This is a genomic window from Roseibacillus ishigakijimensis (assembly GCF_016595415.1).
GTDB lineage: Bacteria > Verrucomicrobiota > Verrucomicrobiia > Verrucomicrobiales > Akkermansiaceae > Roseibacillus > Roseibacillus ishigakijimensis.
This window is the reverse complement of record NZ_JAENIO010000003.1, coordinates 36,135-54,086: the sequence shown is the minus strand read 5'-3', so window position 1 is coordinate 54,086 and position 17,952 is coordinate 36,135. Positions and strand designations below refer to the sequence as shown.

Below are 17,952 nucleotides of genomic sequence, written 5' to 3'. Positions count from 1 at the left end.
CCGAAAGCCCGAACCCCTTATGTCCATTCATCAACTCAATCTCCGCCCCACTGACGTCCTCTTTTTCAAAGATGGTCGCCCCATGGAAGGCTCGTCCGCCGGTCATGGTGCCGCTTGGCCGCTCCCTCATGTGCTGGATTCCGCCCTACACGCCGCCCTCCATCGCTCGGGGCTGGAGAAGAAAGCTCACAAACACACCGTGGGACGATCGTCGGATCGCGATCGCGACAATGAGAGCAAACGCACCCGCCTCTTCGGCTCCCTGCAATCCGTGGGACCCTTCCCGGTGAGCCCGGATGGCGAGTGGTTTTTTCCTCGTCCAGCCGATGCCGACCAAATCGGCTCCAGCAAAAGCACGCACAGGCCTTTGGCCTCTCTTCCCGAAGGGGCCGCCAGCAGTCTCACCAAGGGGCTCAAGCCCGTGGTGAGCCTTCATCCACCCTCAAAGAACAAGGCCGAGAAATGGCTGAGCGCAGCCGCTTATCAGGCCTACTTGAAGCAAACGGAATCCTTGCCTGCGGAACACTATTGCCACGATGAGACGATTTTCTCGGCCGAACACAATATCGGAATCGGCATTGAGACCAGCACCGGGGCCCAGGACGGAAAGAGCTTTTACTCCGCCTCCTACCTGCGCCTCCAGCAGGGCTGGTCCTTGGGGCTCTTGACCTCTTGTTTGGATAAGGGCGAAAAAGAAGCTCAGGACAAGGAGGGACGCATCGATCTGATTGAGAAGACCTTCCAAAACTCAGGCCACGCCAACCATATTCTCGCGGGAGGACAACAACGCACCTGCACCGTTTACCGCACCACTCCCGAGGTCTTGCCTTTGCCGACCGGAAGCGCGATCACAGGAAACCTGGTGCGCTGGACTCTGCTGACCCCGGCCATTTTTCCCCTGCTCACAGGCGAAAACAATCATCCCGGTGGCTGGTTGCCGACTTGGATTGAACCGGAGATGCTGAAGATTCGCCTAAAGACCCGGCCAGCGCGGGAGAAGGGGCAGTCGCGCAAAGCTTGGCGCGATGCCGTGAACGGAGCCCCTGCCATCGACGGCCAGCTGATCGCGGCCCTCCTTCCCCCTGCCATTCCGGTGACGGGATGGTCGCTGGGAAAGGCGGAGGGTGAAGGCGGTCGCGGGTTTGGGGCCAAATCCACCCATCTCGCCGTCCCGGCGGGAGCGGTCTATTACTTCGAGTGCGAGAGCGACAAAGAGGCACGCAAGCTGGCTGACGAGCTCAACTGGCATGGAGCGCCCGCCAGCCAGAGGCTGGCCCCCACCATCGTCAACCGCCGCTCCTCCTTGTTCGGCGAAAAAGGCTTCGGCCTCGGCGTGTGCTCGAACTTTCGATACCACGGTAGCAGCGAGCATCCTGCTTGCTGAGTCGTGACCTCGGCCATCCTGGCCGAGTCCCCCAACGCCAAGCGAGACGCTTGCCGCCCCCTTGTGCCAAGCCAGAGGCTTGCACCCACCCTCTCCAATCCAACCTCAGAAACATCATGAAAACAAAACTACTCTACATCTTCACCCGCACTCCCCTCCATGTTGGAGTGGGTTCATCTGTCGGAGCGGTGGACCTCCCCATCCGCCGGGAGCGCCATACGAATCATCCCATCATTCCCGGTAGCTCAATCAAAGGAGTCTTCCGCGACTGCGCTTCCCATTCCCAAGACACGCAATCTCTCATTCGCGACCTCTTTGGCCCCGACAATGACGAGATTGACGACACCAACAAAGCTCAAGCTGGCGACCTTGCCTTCGGCGAAGCCCGGCCCATCGCCTTTCCGGTGCGCTCTGCTAAAGGGGCTTTTGCTTACGTGACCTGCCCCTTCGTCCTGCAGCGCTTTGCCCGCGAAGCCAACCTTCCCGACCTCTCCGACTTGCCCCAACCAAACGACCAAACCTGTCTCGCCGGCAAAACAGTCAGTATCGACAATCCGGCCAAACGAGTGGTCTTGGAAGAATATGCCTTCGAAAAGAAAGAGGACTTCCCCGCCGAATGGCAAACCGCCCTTCTTTCCCTCAGCGAAGACCCGGTCTGGCAAGAAGCCAAGGATCGGCTCGTCCTGCTCAGTGATGGCGACTTTGCCCACTTCGTCACCACCACTACCGAAATCTCCACCCAAACTAAGATTAATCCCGAGACTGGAGCAGTTGCAAAGGGGGCGCTCTTCAACATGGAATGCATCCCGGCAGAAACCCTCTTCGCCGCTCCAGTACAAATCATCGGACGATACAAGGATACCGATAGCGAAGCGGGCCTTGCAGCCATCGTAGAGAACAACCCCATCATGCAATTCGGGGGAAACTCCACCACCGGTCGAGGCTTTTGCTCCATCACCCTCAAATAAGAACTATCATGAAAAATCTCGCTCAAATTCGCGCCGCAAACGCCCTCGCCTTTGCAAATAGCCCTGCGGAAAAAAGAGGAAAAGACGGTGGTGAGGCCATCAAGAAGATTCCACCCATGATTGCATCTAATGGACTTCTCGCTGCCATTGCTTTTTCGGTTGAAGTCAAAAACGACAAACTTCAACGCCCCGGCTATGCCGCTATCTTTGATGCCATCGCTAAACATCTCGGATCTTCCGATATAGCCATCATCTCCAGCAAGGGAGCCCCAGATCTAATCGTCAAACTCACAGAATCCGACAGCCAAACCCTCAAGCTGGCGACCGCTGAGGCCATGGAGTGGCTCGCCTACGCCCGTCGTTTCGTCACCACCTAAGATGCCATGATTCCTTTAGCAAAAGACACCCGCGAATCCATTGGAGCCTTCGCCGACAGGGTCGAAAACCGCTCTCTCCTCTTCGAGAAAATGGTTCTCGCCAAGACCTGGGGTCACGAAGCTCGCTTTGAAGATGCCCAGCGATTCAACGTTCTCCGAGCCTCATTTGACGGACACAAAGTGCTCGGCCAAGAGCGCGAAGCCGCCTCTCGCAAAGCGCAGCGTGGTGGAAAGAATGCCGACAAAGAAGCTTACAAGGCCAAGGTCGCCGGCGCTTTGGCGGGAATTCGCCTGGAGAACACCAACTTGGCAGAGTCACGAATCCGCTCCACTCTCCGTCTGCAAGCGGACCTCGCCCGGACCTACGGGGGTCGCTGCGTCACCTTCCCTGCCCAGCTGGGAGGCCGCCTCCTTATCAACATGGCGGGAGGGGTGATGGAGAACTCCGGCCTTTCCCTGGACCGTATCACTGGCCTCCCCATTATTCCAGGAAGCGCGATCAAGGGAATCACCCGCCACGAAGCTCTGTGGGAAATTCGGAACTCACAAGACGAACCTGCCAAGCAGACCCTCCTTCTTCGTCAGGCTCTCGCCATCTTTGGCTTCAGTCCCAACGACACCGCTAGGAACGGCGATTTCCTTTGGGCGGTCCACGGAAAGCAGGCTCTGCTCGAAGAGGCTCACCGCGGCTTCCCCAGCGACACCTTCAAAGGCCTCTGTTCCTTTCTGCCAGCTCAGCCATCCAGCACCAAAAGACTGGCCATCGTGGCCGAAGTTCTCACCCCCCACTTCAATAACAACCTCCGACCAATCTTCTTTCCTGCCGTCGAAGCGGGTTCGGAGTTTGCCTTCGCCATCATCGCCAATCGGTCCCCTGCTGGCAAAGGGTTGCAAGATCTCACTCGCAGCACCTTGCTTGAAATGGCCAAAAAATGGCTCCAATCCGCTCTCGCCAACAACGGCATCGGAGCCAAGACCGGGGCTGGCTATGGCTGGTTCAAACTCGATCCCCAGGCAGAAGCCAGACAAGCCGAAGCTCTCGCCGCCGAGCAAGCCCGCATCGCTGCGGAACAGGCAGCCGCCGAAGCCCGCGCCCGAGAGGAGGCGGAAGCGCAAGCCGCCGCGAAGGCCGAAGAAGAGCGCTTGGCGAATCTCCCGGCTCGGGACCGATTCCGCGAGAACATTTCCGCTCTGAACGATCAAGATTTTGCCAGTCTCGCCAATTCTCTTTCGGAAAGCGAAAGAGACGAACAACTGGCCTTCTTCGATGTCCTGCTCAGCAAAGCCAAAAAAGAACGCCGAAAGCAGTGGTCCAAAAAGAAAGCCCAACTCTGGGAAAATCTTCGTGACCTGGCCCAATCCCACAACATTGAACTCAGCTAAGATGGAAACTCTCACCTATCAGTTCACCCTCCTCAGCGACACCTTCGTCCACGGAGCCTACCAAACCCAGGATTTCAATCAGCCCGAACTCCGCGCTCCTTCAGTCAAAGGAATGATTCGCTGGTGGCACGAAGCGCTGGGTTACTCGAAAGCGGATGCCGACCATATCTTTGGAAAAGTCAAAGGAGGTAACAAAGCGTCTCTCGTCATCGTTAGAGTAGAGCCAATCGAACCACCCGACATTTCAGAGTCTCCGTTTTTGCCACATAAAAGCCGCAAACCCAAGTTCGCCATCACTCCGGGGACATTCTTTCGACTTTCGCTGATACCACGCCGGGAGGGCCTTTCGGGATCTTTCAAAGAACAACTCAAGCAAGCGACCGAGGCTTGGCTTCTTCTCGGCTCCATCGGGCAGCGCTCCAATCGGGCAGCCGGATCGGTTCTTTGGGAGAAATGCCCGACGACCCAGAAAGATTTCGAGATCATCGTCGGCGACCTAACGAAAGGGAGCAGAGTCTCCTTCGCCATTCTCGACCGCGTATTTGAGAATGATATTGAAGCCCGGGATCTAGCAGGACGCTTTCCAAAACATGCTCCAAAGGATTGGAAAAATCCCTCCACCGTTCCCGGCGCTGTTTTCGGTTCGGCTTCTCCTCGAAAGCCTTCTTCACTCAAACTGAAAGTCGTGGACCTCGACCAAGCCTATCGTCTCCTGGCGCTTTGGATTCCAAGCGACTCCCAAGACAATCCTGCAAACCTAGAAGCTGCGATAAAAATGATGAAGACCTTCGAAGGAAAAGCCGAACTAGGCCGCCTTCTTCAATCCGCTCTCCCCCAACTCACCGCCTAACCTCGCATGCACCTTCTCGCTACATTGGGCTCCAGCTTTGGGGTCGTGCCGGAGGCTTTTTTGCTGGGGAATGGTCCGGAGCAGTATGCCCGCGTCACGGTGCTGGCCACCTCGGGGGTCCCTGATAGCGTGAGGCAGGTTCGGGAGTGGTTTGCCGGGCACGCGCCGCAGGTGGCGCTTTCGCTTCGGGTCATCGCCGATCTGCCCGATATCCGCAATCATGGCGACCACGCCCGGTTCGAGGAAGCTCTTCTGCGCTGCTATGCGGCGGTCTTGCGACAGGAGGAGAGTTTGGAGAAGATCCATCTCTGCCTCGCGGGAGGGTTCAAGACCATTTCCAGTGCCGTGCACCAGACCGCCGATCTGCTGGGCTGCGGCAAGTTGTTTCATATCACCAGCCCTTTCGGTCATCGCTTTGATACCGATGCAGAATTTCGCCAAGGCATCGCGGAGGGACTGATCAATTTGATCGACCTCGGTCCCCGACCCGGTTGGCCGACTATCCAGACTTTGCTCGACGAGGCTCCGGCCCCGCAGGGGGAGACGCTTCGTATTGAAAACATTACTCTCCGCGAACAGGTGCAGAACCGGCTGCAGGAGGCCAATCGGCTCGCGCAATCGGAAAGGGAGCTGGCAGCGTTGCCCTTTCCCCAAATCGCCCGTTGGTCTCCGGCGGCGCGGGATTGGCTCAACCAGCCGCTCGACCCGAACGCGGATGCCGATTGGGTGCGGGGGCTGCCGAAAGTGGAGTTGCACTGTCATCTGGGAGGCTTTGCCACCCACGGCGCGCTGCTGGCGGAGGTGCGGGCGGCGGCAAGGCATCCGGAGAGGCTCCCTCCTCTGCCCGAGCCGGACAGTGAAGCGGATCGCAAGACTTCTCCCCCGGCAGACTGGCCATGCCCGGCCGAGCCCATCGGGCTGGAGCCCTACCGCCATCTCGGCGACCTCAATGGCTCGGCCCTGCTCCGCGACCCGGGCTGCCTGCGCAAGCAGATCGAGCTGCTTTATCACCACTTTGCAGCCGAGAACATTCAGCATGCGGAGGTCCGTTGTTCGCCCGGGAATTACGCCTCCCCGGGGCGCTCGCCCTGGAAGGTGCTGGAGGAGATCCTCACGGGCTTTGAGGAGGTGGCTGCGAGCTTCCCAGCTTGCAGTCCCGTGGCTGCGAGCTTCCCAGCTTGCAGTCCCGTGTCCCCGCCCGTCCCGGGCGCGGGAGAGGCTGCCACCTTCATCCCCTACAACGAAGACAAAGACTATTCCCAAACCTGGCGCGACCTTCCCCACCGTCATCAGGAAGGGGCCACCGCCTTTGTCACCTTCCGGCTCGCGGATTCCCTTCCCAAGGACCGGGTGAAAAGTTGGCTGGCCGAACGAGAGCTCTTCCTTGCCAAGCATCCCAAGCCCTGGAGCGAAGAAATCTGGCGCAACTATCAGCGCCGATTTCCCCGCCAGCTCGAGAACTGGCTCGATCGCTCCCATGGCTCTTGCCTTCTCCGGAATCCCGAAAACGCAGCCCTCGTGGCACAAGCCCTCCAGCACTTCGACGGCGAGCGCTACATCCTCGACCGCTTCGTGGTGATGCCCAATCACGTCCACGCCTTAGTCAAGCCTCTCGGCTCGCACAAGCTGGCCGACATTCTTCACTCCTGGAAATCCTTCACCGCCAAGGCCATCAATGAGCGCGAAAATCGCGCGGGCCAGCTCTGGCAACACGAATCCTATGACCATCTGGTGCGGAGCGAACGCCAGCTGGAGCACTATCGGCACTACATCGCGGAGAATCCGGAAAAGGCCGGTCTAGAGCAAGGCTACCTGGTGGGACAAGGTCTTGGACTGGTCGTGGGGGCAAGCACCCCTGCTTGCCCTGAGGTGGGAACAAGCTTCCCAGCTTGTCCAGAGGTGACCCCGGCCGTCCCGGACGCGGGTCATTCCCTGCCAAGCGAGACGCTTGCCGCCACCTCTGAGCCAAGCCAGAGGCTTGCTCCCACCATCAACCTCATCATCATCGGCACGCGCCAACCGGGGGGCGACTACCGCACCCAAATCATCAAGCACCTCATGCTCGCGGTCACCGCTGCCGAGCACTTTGGTGAGAGCCGCAGCTGCCGGGTCGTCGGGGTTGACCTTGCCGGATTCGAGGATCCCAGCACCCGCTCCCACTACTTCCGCGACGACTTCCTCCCCGTCCACCGGGCCGGACTCTCCCTCACCGTGCATGCGGGCGAGAACGACGATGCCGAAGCCATCTGGTCCGCCATCTTCGACCTCTCCGCCATGCGTCTCGGCCACGGACTCTCCCTCCACGAGAGCCCCGCCCTCCTCCGCTCGGTGGCCCAACGTCGCATCGCCATCGAGATGTGTCCCTACGCCAATCTACAAATCAAAGGCTATCCCCTCGACAAAGCCGTCGACCTGGCCCCGGAAGAGAAACGCTACCCCCTCCTCCGCTACCTGCGAGCCGGGGTTCCCGTCACCGTCAATACCGACAACATCGGCATCAGTGCCGCCAGCCTCAGCGACAACCTTCTACTCCTGCCTCGCCTCTGCCCCGGCCTCACCCGTCTCGACGTTCTGCACCTCCTACGCCACGCCATCGAGCACAGCTTCCTGCCGCAAGAAGAGCGGGAAAGGCTGTTGGGGCAGATTCATCTATCTCACCAATAATCCTTAATTCCACCGCAATGACTCTTATCACCTTTCTCGGCATCGGAAACTATACCGAAACCACATACAACCCTTGTGATTTTTCGAACCTTCCACAGCCACAACACACCGACCCTCAACCCCTCACAAGCAGATTTTTCTCAGCGGCCTTAGCAAAGTGGACTCACCCTGTTCGCATACTTGTCATCACCACACAGGACGCATCTAACAAACATGAAAAGGAATTGAGAAAAGAACTCACAGGATACGAAGTTGAATTTTTCCAGCTTCCATTGCAAACGGGAACGGAATCCGATCTCTGGGATTACTTTCAAGTTCTCACCGAAAACCTCTGCAAAGGAGAAAATATCATCGCTGATATCACACACGGCTTTCGTAGCACCCCCATTGTCACTCTTCTTGCTCTTACTTATCTCAGGATGACCCGCGCCGTTCAGGTTCACGGTCTCTATTATGGAGCCTTCGATGCCGTTCCTAGGGATTATCCTCTCAAGCCCACCTTCGATCTTTCACCCTTTCTCTCACTTCTCCAGTGGACGAGCGCTGCCGAATCTTTTTTCGAAACAGGTGACGCAACTCAAATTAGCCATCTCATTGAGCATACTCAAAGAAACCTCTGGGCGAATAAGACGCTTTCCAAATCCGAGAACCCACGCAATCTGACCCCTTTGGCGAGAACATTACGTGAGACCTCCGCAAATCTCCGCACCCTTCGATTGCAGGATCTTTCAACCTCTGCCAGCGAACTCAAAACCAAGTCGGACGCCGCCGAAACAGAGATAGACCAATTCCTTCCCCCTTTCGGACACCTTATCAAATTGATTGCAGACGAGCTAATCGCTCACCGGGAGGCAGGGCTGTCTTCCCGAAAGAATTCCGAAAGCAACCTTCCTGAGGAAACCGATCTCCAAGCCCAACTCGACCTCATCCGATGGCTTCTGGCGAAAGGACACCCCGTGTCCGCCTTGACCTTGGCAAGGGAGTGGATCGTAACCGCCTTCGCAGCCCATTTGCGCCCAGCCCCTCCTTTTCCACTCGTTTATTCGGAACGCAAACCTTTTGAAGCCATTCTCAATTATCGCACAAACCCCAAAGCAAAGAAACAATCTCTCGACGAAGATCTTCTAGCCAAAAGCGAAGAGCTCCCCCCGACCCTTCTTGCCACCTTTGAAACCCTTTGGAGCCAAACCACGGGGCCTCGGAACGATCTCAATCACGCCAACCACAACGACAAATCCCACAAGGCTTCCGCTCTGAGGGATAAGGTATCCGAGCTTGTTGCCGCTTTTCCCACCCTCATTCCCTAAGCGCATTTTGCCCCCATCAAGCTGGAAGCTTGCCCACCCACCTGTGCCAAGCGAGACGCTTGCACCCACCACTGTGCCAAGCCAGAGGCTTGCACCCACCCTCCCACCTCATGCCCTCCGCCTGGTTAACCCTGCCCCGCGCCACCGTGCGCCTTGTCTCCCGTCGTCTCGACGTCTCCGGCGTCAATGAAGACGACCAGAAAGTCAGCCGCCAGATCCCCCTGCGCGACCTCGACCGCCTCATCGTCACCTCCGGCATCACCCTCACCGGACCCGCCCTCGCCGCCCTCATGGATGAGGAAATCCCCGTCGTCCACTTGAACCACAGCGCCACCCGCTTCCTCGGCACCACCCTCTCCCCCGGCAGCCATCACGCCCCCGCCCGGCTCCGCCAATACGAGCTCACCCTCTCCCCCGCGCGCTCCCTCCCCCTCGCCGCCCAGCTCATCGCCGCCAAGATTCGCAACCAGCGCCGCCTCCTCCAGCGCCTCTGCAACGACCGGGGGCACGACTCCACCACCGAGCTCGCCCGCCTCAACGCCCTCCACCAGCGCGCCCTCCACCCCGGCGACGCCCCCGAGCTCCTCGGCCTCGAAGGCGCCGCCTCCGCCACCTACCTCTCCGCCTGGGCCCGCCTTCTCCCCAGCGACTTCCCCTTCGAGAAACGCTCCCGCCGCCCCCCACTCAACCCCGTCAACGCCGTCCTCTCCTTCATCTCCGTCGTCCTCACCAACGAGCTCACCGCCCTCCTCCACGCCCACGGGCTCGACCCCGCCCTCCCCGTCTTTCACAGCCCCGACTCCGGCCGCCCCTCCCTCGCTCTCGACCTCATCGAGCCCTTCCGCCCCGTCATCGTCGAAGCCCTCACCCTCGACCTCTTCTCCCGCGGCATGCTCCAGCAGCAACACTTCCAACCCAGCGAAGACGGCGGCATCCACCTCGACCCCATCGGCCGCCAAAAGCTCATCCTCCAGTATGAAAAGCGCGTGCAACGCGAATTCCTCTCCACCCAGCGTCAGCACCGCACCTCCCTGCGCCAGCAATTCGACTACGCCGTCACCGACTTCAAATCCGCCCTCGCCCCACCCCACGACCTCTCCCCCTTCCTCATCAACTAACCCCACTCAAAACTCAAAACTCAAAACTCAAAACTCAAAACTCAAAACTCAAAACTTAAAACTTAAAACTCAAAACTCTGAACTCTGAACTCTCAACTCCCCCCTGGTGGGACGACCTCTTCCCCCAAGTTCCCTATCAATGGTCCCCGCCGGGAAATACCGACATGCTCATCCTCATCGGCTACGACATCACCGACGCCAAGCGGCTCAACAAAGTCGCCAAGACCTGTCTCGACTACGGCGTGCGCACCCAGTATTCCTTCTTCGAGTGCCACCTCGACGCCTTGGAATTCGACCAGCTCTGGTATCGTCTCAACGAAATCATTGATAGCGAAGAAGACAAACTCGTCGCCTACACCCTCGATGCCAAGTCGGCCCGCAAGACCCGCACCGCCGGCCAGATGGTCAGCCCCGAGAAAGTCATCTGCTACCTCGTCTGACGCGACGGCCAAAGAGCCCAAAACCGCCACCTCGCGTCAACACACAGAAACCACTCAAAATAAAGTGATAGAACCCAGAGAAAGCGCCTATCGACCTCTCCAGCCACCCTCAATCTGGTGCGCGAACGATGGTCCCGTCAAAAGCACCCATTTGAGGATTGGCAGCGAGTGGATTACTGCTACCCTCTCCCCCCAATCCCCTCAGCCGAAAGGCACTGAAGACGTTCATGCCGACTGACGAATATCATGTTCATAATTGCTCCCCCCAATCCCCTCAGCCGAAAGGCACTGAAGACAAAACAATACCTAGTGATGCTAGGTATTGTTTGGGACTCCCCCCAATCCCCTCAGCCGAAAGGCACTGAAGACCCTAGTGATGCTAGGTATTGTTATTGAAGGTTATATTGACTCCCCCCAATCCCCTCAGCCGAAAGGCACTGAAGACCTCCAATATTGGAGGCTAGCTCACCTTCGCTGGCCTCACTCCCCCCAATCCCCTCAGCCGAAAGGCACTGAAGACAGAGCGCGCAAAAAACTAACATGATCAGGAAAAGCTCGCCACTCCCCCCAATCCCCTCAGCCGAAAGGCACTGAAGACTCGGCGCTTCCGCCGTGTTTTAGTGACACCTTAGATCTCCCCCCAATCCCCTCAGCCGAAAGGCACTGAAGACGTATTGAATAGAACTCTCTAGTTCTACAATAGCACGCTCCCCCCAATCCCCTCAGCCGAAAGGCACTGAAGACCCCGTGCAGCCCGTGCAGCCCGTGCATTCCAGGCAGCTCCCCCCAATCCCCTCAGCCGAAAGGCACTGAAGACCTTGCGCGCAAGTAAACCCCTTGCGCGCATTCCATCCTCCCCCCAATCCCCTCAGCCGAAAGGCACTGAAGACATATCCTTAATTTAAGACTCTCCCAACACTCGGTTCTCCCCCCAATCCCCTCAGCCGAAAGGCACTGAAGACCCGCAAACCGGAATACAAACCTTCGGATAAGACTCCTCTCCCCCCAATCCCCTCAGCCGAAAGGCACTGAAGACCAAGCGATAATCTCGGGGTTCTCTTTTTTAGCCATCTCCCCCCAATCCCCTCAGCCGAAAGGCACTGAAGACTCTTTTTCATTTGCTCAAGATCGTATTCATCCATGCGACTCTCCCCCCAATCCCCTCAGCCGAAAGGCACTGAAGACGCGCCCCATGACCACGCTTTTCAATTCCGTAGGCGGTCTCCCCCCAATCCCCTCAGCCGAAAGGCACTGAAGACGTTCAGTGACTGGATAACGTTTCTTTCCATCCTTCCCTCCCCCCAATCCCCTCAGCCGAAAGGCACTGAAGACACTACTGAACAGTGCTAATCAAGTGAACAGTGTTCACGCTCCCCCCAATCCCCTCAGCCGAAAGGCACTGAAGACAGCTCACGTAAGTGTAAGACATGTCGTCTCCTCTCAACCTCCCCCCAATCCCCTCAGCCGAAAGGCACTGAAGACGTGTTAATTGCGGCTTAGACTGATCCTTGAACCGAAGCTCCCCCCAATCCCCTCAGCCGAAAGGCACTGAAGACATCCCAATCGCAGGTGAACAGGCCGACAATGTAATCCCTCCCCCCAATCCCCTCAGCCGAAAGGCACTGAAGACCGCGCGTCAAACGCGGCCCGGTCTTCAAACACTTCCTCCCCCCAATCCCCTCAGCCGAAAGGCACTGAAGACAAGGCCAGCGAGAAGCTGGCCTTCAGTCTGGGGTCGCTCTCCCCCCAATCCCCTCAGCCGAAAGGCACTGAAGACGAAAAAAGATTCAAGACTGCAAGATGCAAGACGCAAGACTCTCATCTCCCCACTCCTCCTATCTCCACCGTAATCCGGGGAATCTTGAATCTTGAATCTTGAATCTTGAATCTTGAATCTTGAATCTTGAATCTTGAATCTTGAATCTTGAATCTTGAATCTTGAATCCCACGAACGGATTTTCTCACTTTCGGCGTGCGCCGACGGGGGTGGGGAGGTGGAATGGGCCCACCTATGAAACTCGATACCCTCTGCCTGCACGGCGGCCATACGCCCGATTCCGATACCAAATCCCGCGCGGTGCCGGTCTACCGGACCTCCGCCTTCACCTTCGACTCCACCGAACACGCGGCCAATTTGTTTGCCCTCAAGGAGCTGGGAAACATTTACACCCGCCTCATGAACCCCACCAACGACGTCTTGGAGAAGCGGGTTTGCTTGTTGGAAGGGGCACCCGAGATGGGGGGCTTGGCGCACTCCTCGGGCACTTCGGCCATTTTCAATACCATCATCAATCTCGCCGAGGCCGGGGACAATATCGTCTCGGCACGCAATCTTTACGGGGGCACTTACACTCAGTTCAAGGACATCCTGCCGAAGCTGGGCATCGAGGTGCGCTTCGTGGATTCCAATGATCCGGCCAGCTTCGCGGCGGCGGCGGATGAGAAGACGCGCGCCTTTTTCACCGAGACGGTCTCCAATCCCGCGCTGGAGGTGGCCGATCTGGAGGCCATCGCGGAGGCCGCCCACCTGGCTGGGGTGCCGCTGGTGGTGGATAGCACCTTCACCACCCCGGCTCTGCTCCGGCCCTTGGAGCACGGAGCCGACATCGTGGTGCACTCGCTGACGAAATGGCTGGGAGGGCATGGCACGGGTATCGGCGGCCTGGTGGTGGACTCCGGCAAATTTAACTGGGCCGGAGGGCAGCACCCCCTCTACGACGAGCCCGACGCCTCCTACCACGGGCTGCGCTGGGGTCACGATCTGCCGGCTCCGCTAGCCCCCCCTGGCCTTCATTCTACGCATGCGCACCGGGCCGATGCGCAATCTGGGGGCTTGCCTGTCCCCCGACAATGCTTGGATGTTTTTGCAAGGCATCGAGACCCTGCCGCTACGCATGGAGCGCCATTGCGAGAACGCGGCGGCAGTGGCGAAGTATCTCGCCAATCATGAGTTGGTGGAGTGGGTGCGCTTCCCGGGGCTCTCGGGCGATTCCCAATTTGCCAAGAACGAGAAATACCTCGGTGGCAAAGGGGGTCCCATGGTGGTCTTCGGCATCCGGGGCGGGGCCGAGGCTGGCAAGAAGTTCATCGAGTCCCTGAGCCTGCACTCCCACGTTGCCAATGTGGGCGATGCCAAGTCGCTGGCCATCCATCCCGCCACGACCACCCACAGCCAATTGAACGAAGAGCAGCAGGCTGCGGGCGGCATCACCCCCGAGCTCATCCGCTTGAGCGTGGGCATCGAGCACATCGACGACATTCTGGCCGACCTCGAGCAAGGTTTGCAAAAGGCCACCGCCTAACCACCCCGCCCGGGGTCTGCCCGGCGGGAAACACCCCTTGCTTGCACCAAGAACCGGCAGAGGACGTTTCCCTGCCGGTTTTTTTTCAGGCCCTCGCCCGCCCCACTAGCCCTTGCCAAAGCCAGCCTTGAGGTCCTGAATGCTGGTGGCGCGCAGGAAGAGGGCAAAGGCCCCGAAGGCGGTCGCCCCCGTGCTGACCAGAATGACCATGGCGCCAATGCGCTGCCAACTCGCGCCTTCCTCGAACCAAGGTGCCAGACCCTTGGCGGCGAAAAAGAGGACGACCCCCATGAGAAGACTGCAGAGCACCATGCGGCCGAGGCGGAAGACCACGGACTCCGACATCACCACGAAGCCATGCAAGCCGCGCCAGAGCATGAAGACATTGACCCACGCGGCGATGGATGTGGCCAGCGCGAGCCCGACATGACCGAGCCAAGGGAAAAGAAGGAGGCTGACCACGATATTGACCAACACCATGGTGAGCGCCATCTTCATCGGATTCTTGGTATCGCCTTTGGCAAAATAGCCGGGCTGCAGGACCTTGATGAGCACGTAGCCCGGAAGGCCGAGGGCAAAGGCCGCCAGGGCCCGCCCGGTCTGCACCGCATCGGCGCGCACGAACTCCCCCCGCTGGAAGAGACCGGCGATGAGCTCGGTGGGCACCACCACCATGGCTGCCGCCGCAGGCAGGGTGAGCAACATCCCAAGCTCGATTCCACGCGTGATGGTCTTGCCCGCCTGGCGCTCCAGCCCGCCCTGTAGCTGGCGGGTGACCTCCGGCAGGAGGACCACCCCGAGGGCGATTCCGATCATCCCGAGGGGCAGCTGGTAGACGCGGTCCGAGTAGTAAAGATACGACACCGCACCAGGCTGGAAGGAGGCGATGATGCCACCGATGAGGAGGTTGATCTGTTGCACACTGGCGGAAGCGACCCCCGGTCCCATGAGAGCGAAAAGCTTCTTCATCTCGCGGTCCAGACGCGGACGCACCAGCTTGATGGGCGCGCCCTTTTTCAGACAAGTGGCCCACAGCGCGGCCAATTGAAGAAAGCCAGCCACTGCAACCGCCCAAGCAAGGGTCTCCCCCGGCAGCCAGCCCCGCCAGCCAATGAAGCCCAGGGCGATGAGGAAAACGAGATTGAGAATGACCGGAGCGGCGGCGGGCATGCCAAAGATGCGGAAGGTATTGAGCACCCCGCTGAGGTGCGCGGCCAGGGCCATGCAGAGGAGGTAGATGAACATGATGCGGGCCAACTTGACGGTGGTCTCGAAGGTGCCCGGATCATTGCGATAAATCTCAGTGGAGCCCTGCCCCGCCAGCGAGAGCGAGAACCAGCGGAAGTCCTCGCCCGCTTTCCCCCGGGGCCGCGAAAACTGGTAGGAATCAGCCCCGCTCCGGGCCACAAAGACTCCCTCTTCCCACGTGAAGCCCTCCACCACAAAGTTGTTCTGCCGGATGAGCTTGATCTCCTCCGCCCGCTCTTCAGTAAAGTCCTCGGCCTCTTCCCCGGAAAGCCCGGGCGGCAGCTCGATGGTCAAGGGCCCCAGCACCGTGTGGTAGCGCCCGGCCAGGGCCACTTCCTCACTGACGGGCGCACCCAAGCGGCGGACCTCCCGGGCGCTCTTTTGCCCGAAGAGACCGCCCAATCCCCGGTCCTCACTGGCAAAGCTCACCTCGCTGACCCGCAAGGAGCCTTTTTCCAGGGGATTGAGAAACATCGCCCGCGCCCCCTTGGTGCCCACTTCAAAGGTCTGCCCCTTTTCCTGCAGCACGATCTCGGTGGTCTTGCCAAAGAAAGAGGGGTCGACATCGCGGGCCTTGAACCCCGGCACGACGAGATTCATGAGCAGGGGCATGGCGGGAATGGCCACCAGAGTGAAGATCCCCAGCACCACGAAGAGCATGGAAAAAGCCTTGCTGGCAAAGCGGATCCCGCCTGCATGATCGGCCGCCACCTTGCGGCCAAAGAGGGGCACAAAAGCGGCATTGAAGGCCCCCTCACCGAAAATACGTCGAAAGAGATTGGGAAAACGAAAAGCAGCGAAAAAGGCATCCGCCACCAGCCCGGTGCCCAGAAAACGCGCGATAAGAATATCGCGGAGAAAACCCAGCAATCGGCTTATGAGCGTGAAGCCCGAGACCGTCATCAATGACCGTAACATCTGGCAGAAAGCTGAGTCCCCCGGCCGCCAAATTCAATTTCAATCGCTGTCACCCACCGGCAGCCCTCTCCCCGGTCTCCCGCTCCCCTCACGGCCCGGCCACGGAAGGGGAAAAAATCGCTAGCGTCACTTTTGGCAGGTCCTGCCTTGTCTTGCTGCTCGCTTGCGATCATCGTCGCCCCCGTGTCCCTCACCGCTGAAGACCTCGCCGCCACCTTGGAAGAAATCGCCCTCCTGCTGGAGTTGAAAGGCGAAAATCCCTTCAAAACCCGGGCCTACCGCAATGGCGCGGATATCATTCGCGACTACGAAGGCGATTTTTTCCAAAAGGCCAAAGACAACGACCTCAAAGGCATCAAGGGCATCGGAGAGGCCCTGCAGGAAAAGCTGCACGAACTGGCCCGCACCGGCAAACTGGACTACTACCTCGACCTCAAGCACCAGTTCCCGGAAACCCTCTTCGAGCTCTTTGAGCTGCAAGGACTGGGGCCCAAAAAAATCAAGGTGCTCTACGAAGAGCTCGGCATCGCCACCCTAGGAGCGCTGAAACGAGCATGTGCCGATGGCTCGGTGGCCGAGCTAAAGGGCTTTGGCAAAAAAACGGCGGAGAAAATCCTCGCCGCGATCGCGACCCACGAACGCTTTTCGGGGCGCTATCGCCTCGCCGATGCCGCCCACGAGGCCGAGCCCCTACGCGACTACCTGCGGGAGCATCCCGCCGTGCACCAGCTCGAGATCGCGGGCTCCTACCGCCGGGGCAAGGAGACCGTGCACGACCTCGACTTCCTCGTCGCCACCGATCGTCCGGCGGAATTGACCGAGTATTTCGCCAGCTATCCCGGTAGCATCGAGACCATCGCGCAAGGCGAGACCAAGGCCGCCATCCGGCTGGAGAACGGGCTCCAGTGCGACTTGCGGGCGGTTTCCAGCGCCCAGTTTCCCTTTGCCCTGCAATACTTCACCGGTTCCAAGGAGCACAATGTCGCCCTCCGCAGCCGGGCCAAGGCACGCGGCTGGTCGCTCAACGAATACGACTTTTCCCCCATCCGGGAGGATGCCGACGAAAGGCCCCCGATCGAGACCGAGGCCGACCTCTACGCGGCTCTCCATCTGGCCTTCGTTCCTCCCCCCCTGCGGGAAAACCGGGGAGAAATCGAAGCCGCCGCCGAGAATGAGCTCCCTCCCCTCCTGCAGCAGGAGCATCTGCGCGGAACCTTCCACAATCACACCACCGCTTCCGATGGCCGCAATACCCTGCGGGAAATGGCGGAGGCCGCCCGCGAGCTGGGGATGGACTATCTCGGCATCAGCGATCACAGTAAATCCTCGCCCCAGGCCAATGGACTGGACGAAGAACGGCTCCACACCCAAATCGCAGAAATTCGGGCTCTCAATGAGGAACTGGATGGCAGCCTGCACCTCTTCGCGGGCTCGGAGGTCGATATCCTCAAGGATGGCAGCCTCGATTTCGACGACGATCTCCTGAGCGAACTCGACTACGTGGTGGCCTCCGTGCACAACTCCTTCTCCCTCCCAGAGGCGGAAATGACGGCTCGGGTCATCCGCGCCATCGAGAATCCCCACGTCACCATGCTCGGCCACTCCACCGGCCGTCTCCTCCTGCGCCGGGAAGCCTACCCCATCAATCTTGACAAAATCATCGATGCGGCGGCGGCCAACGAAACCATCATCGAGCTCAATTGCTCGGCCAAGCGCATGGACATGGATTGGCGCTACTGGAAGCGGGCCCGCGACAAGGGCGTGCTCTGCTCCATCAACCCCGATGCCCACAGCACCAGCCAGTTGCAAGCACTCCACTTTGGCGTGCGCGTGGCGCAGAAAGGCTGGCTGCGCAAGGAAGACGTTTTCAATACCCGCACCCTGGCCGAAGTGCGCGCTTATTTGCAAAAGTGAGGGCCCTCCTCACTTCCTTCGCCTCCCCCGCAAGCGCCCCGCCAGAGGGTTGGCCGAAAATGTGCTGGCCACTCTGGCC

At 59.4% G+C, this 17,952-nt stretch carries 11 protein-coding genes, 1 pseudogene and 1 CRISPR repeat array; of the genes and pseudogenes, 11 read left to right on the top strand and 1 reads right to left on the bottom strand.

Translation table 11 applies throughout. The features are described from left to right. The first annotated feature begins 19 nt into the window (after positions 1-19). The 10 genes and pseudogenes from JIN78_RS01735 (at position 20) to JIN78_RS01690 (ending at position 13,793) form a co-directional block, all read left to right on the top strand. Positions 20-1,384, top strand: a complete 1,365-nt coding sequence (locus JIN78_RS01735) for a type III-B CRISPR module-associated Cmr3 family protein (RefSeq protein ID WP_200390203.1) — start codon at positions 20-22, stop codon at positions 1,382-1,384. 116 nt (positions 1,385-1,500) lie between these two features. After that, on the top strand, positions 1,501-2,352 hold the full coding sequence (gene cmr4, locus JIN78_RS01730) for a type III-B CRISPR module RAMP protein Cmr4 (RefSeq protein ID WP_200390202.1): 852 nt from the start codon (positions 1,501-1,503) through the stop codon (positions 2,350-2,352). A gap of 8 nt (positions 2,353-2,360) precedes the next feature. Then, positions 2,361-2,729: a type III-B CRISPR module-associated protein Cmr5 gene (locus JIN78_RS01725; RefSeq protein WP_200390201.1), complete on the top strand. Its 369-nt coding sequence runs from the start codon at positions 2,361-2,363 to the stop codon at positions 2,727-2,729. A 6-nt stretch (positions 2,730-2,735) separates the two neighbouring features. Further along, entirely contained in the window at positions 2,736-4,112 is a 1,377-nt protein-coding gene (gene cmr6 / locus JIN78_RS01720; RefSeq protein WP_200390200.1) for a type III-B CRISPR module RAMP protein Cmr6, read from the top strand. 1 nt (position 4,113) lies between these two features. Beyond that, positions 4,114-4,962: an RAMP superfamily CRISPR-associated protein gene (locus JIN78_RS01715; protein WP_200390199.1), complete on the top strand. Its 849-nt coding sequence runs from the start codon at positions 4,114-4,116 to the stop codon at positions 4,960-4,962. Positions 4,963-4,968: 6 nt separating this feature from the next. Beyond that, complete coding sequence (locus tag JIN78_RS01710) at positions 4,969-7,626, top strand: transposase (protein ID WP_200390198.1); 2,658 nt, start codon at positions 4,969-4,971, stop codon at positions 7,624-7,626. A 17-nt stretch (positions 7,627-7,643) separates the two neighbouring features. Next, the gene (gene csx2, locus JIN78_RS01705; RefSeq protein WP_200390197.1) at positions 7,644-8,933 is read left to right on the top strand and encodes a TIGR02221 family CRISPR-associated protein; all 1,290 of its coding nucleotides are present in this window, start codon (positions 7,644-7,646) and stop codon (positions 8,931-8,933) included. A gap of 110 nt (positions 8,934-9,043) precedes the next feature. Next, positions 9,044-10,051: a CRISPR-associated endonuclease Cas1 gene (cas1, locus tag JIN78_RS01700; RefSeq protein ID WP_200390196.1), complete on the top strand. Its 1,008-nt coding sequence runs from the start codon at positions 9,044-9,046 to the stop codon at positions 10,049-10,051. 164 nt (positions 10,052-10,215) lie between these two features. Continuing rightward, complete coding sequence (cas2, locus tag JIN78_RS01695) at positions 10,216-10,491, top strand: CRISPR-associated endonuclease Cas2 (protein WP_200390195.1); 276 nt, start codon at positions 10,216-10,218, stop codon at positions 10,489-10,491. 186 nt (positions 10,492-10,677) lie between these two features. Further along, positions 10,678-12,268: direct repeats of the CRISPR family, unit length 37 nt; unit sequence CTCCCCCCAATCCCCTCAGCCGAAAGGCACTGAAGAC. A 234-nt stretch (positions 12,269-12,502) separates the two neighbouring features. Next, a pseudogene (locus tag JIN78_RS01690) lies at positions 12,503-13,793 on the top strand (O-acetylhomoserine aminocarboxypropyltransferase/cysteine synthase family protein). Between the two features lie 105 nt (positions 13,794-13,898). On the opposite strand, the gene murJ reads toward JIN78_RS01690, so the two are convergent. Then, positions 13,899-15,959, bottom strand: coding sequence for a murein biosynthesis integral membrane protein MurJ (gene murJ, locus JIN78_RS01685; protein WP_200390194.1), 2,061 nt, complete (start codon positions 15,957-15,959; stop codon positions 13,899-13,901). Positions 15,960-16,142: 183 nt separating this feature from the next. On the opposite strand from murJ, the gene polX reads away from it, so the two are divergent. Continuing rightward, positions 16,143-17,873, top strand: a complete 1,731-nt coding sequence (polX, locus tag JIN78_RS01680; protein WP_200390193.1) for a DNA polymerase/3'-5' exonuclease PolX — start codon at positions 16,143-16,145, stop codon at positions 17,871-17,873. Positions 17,874-17,952: the final 79 nt, after the last annotated feature.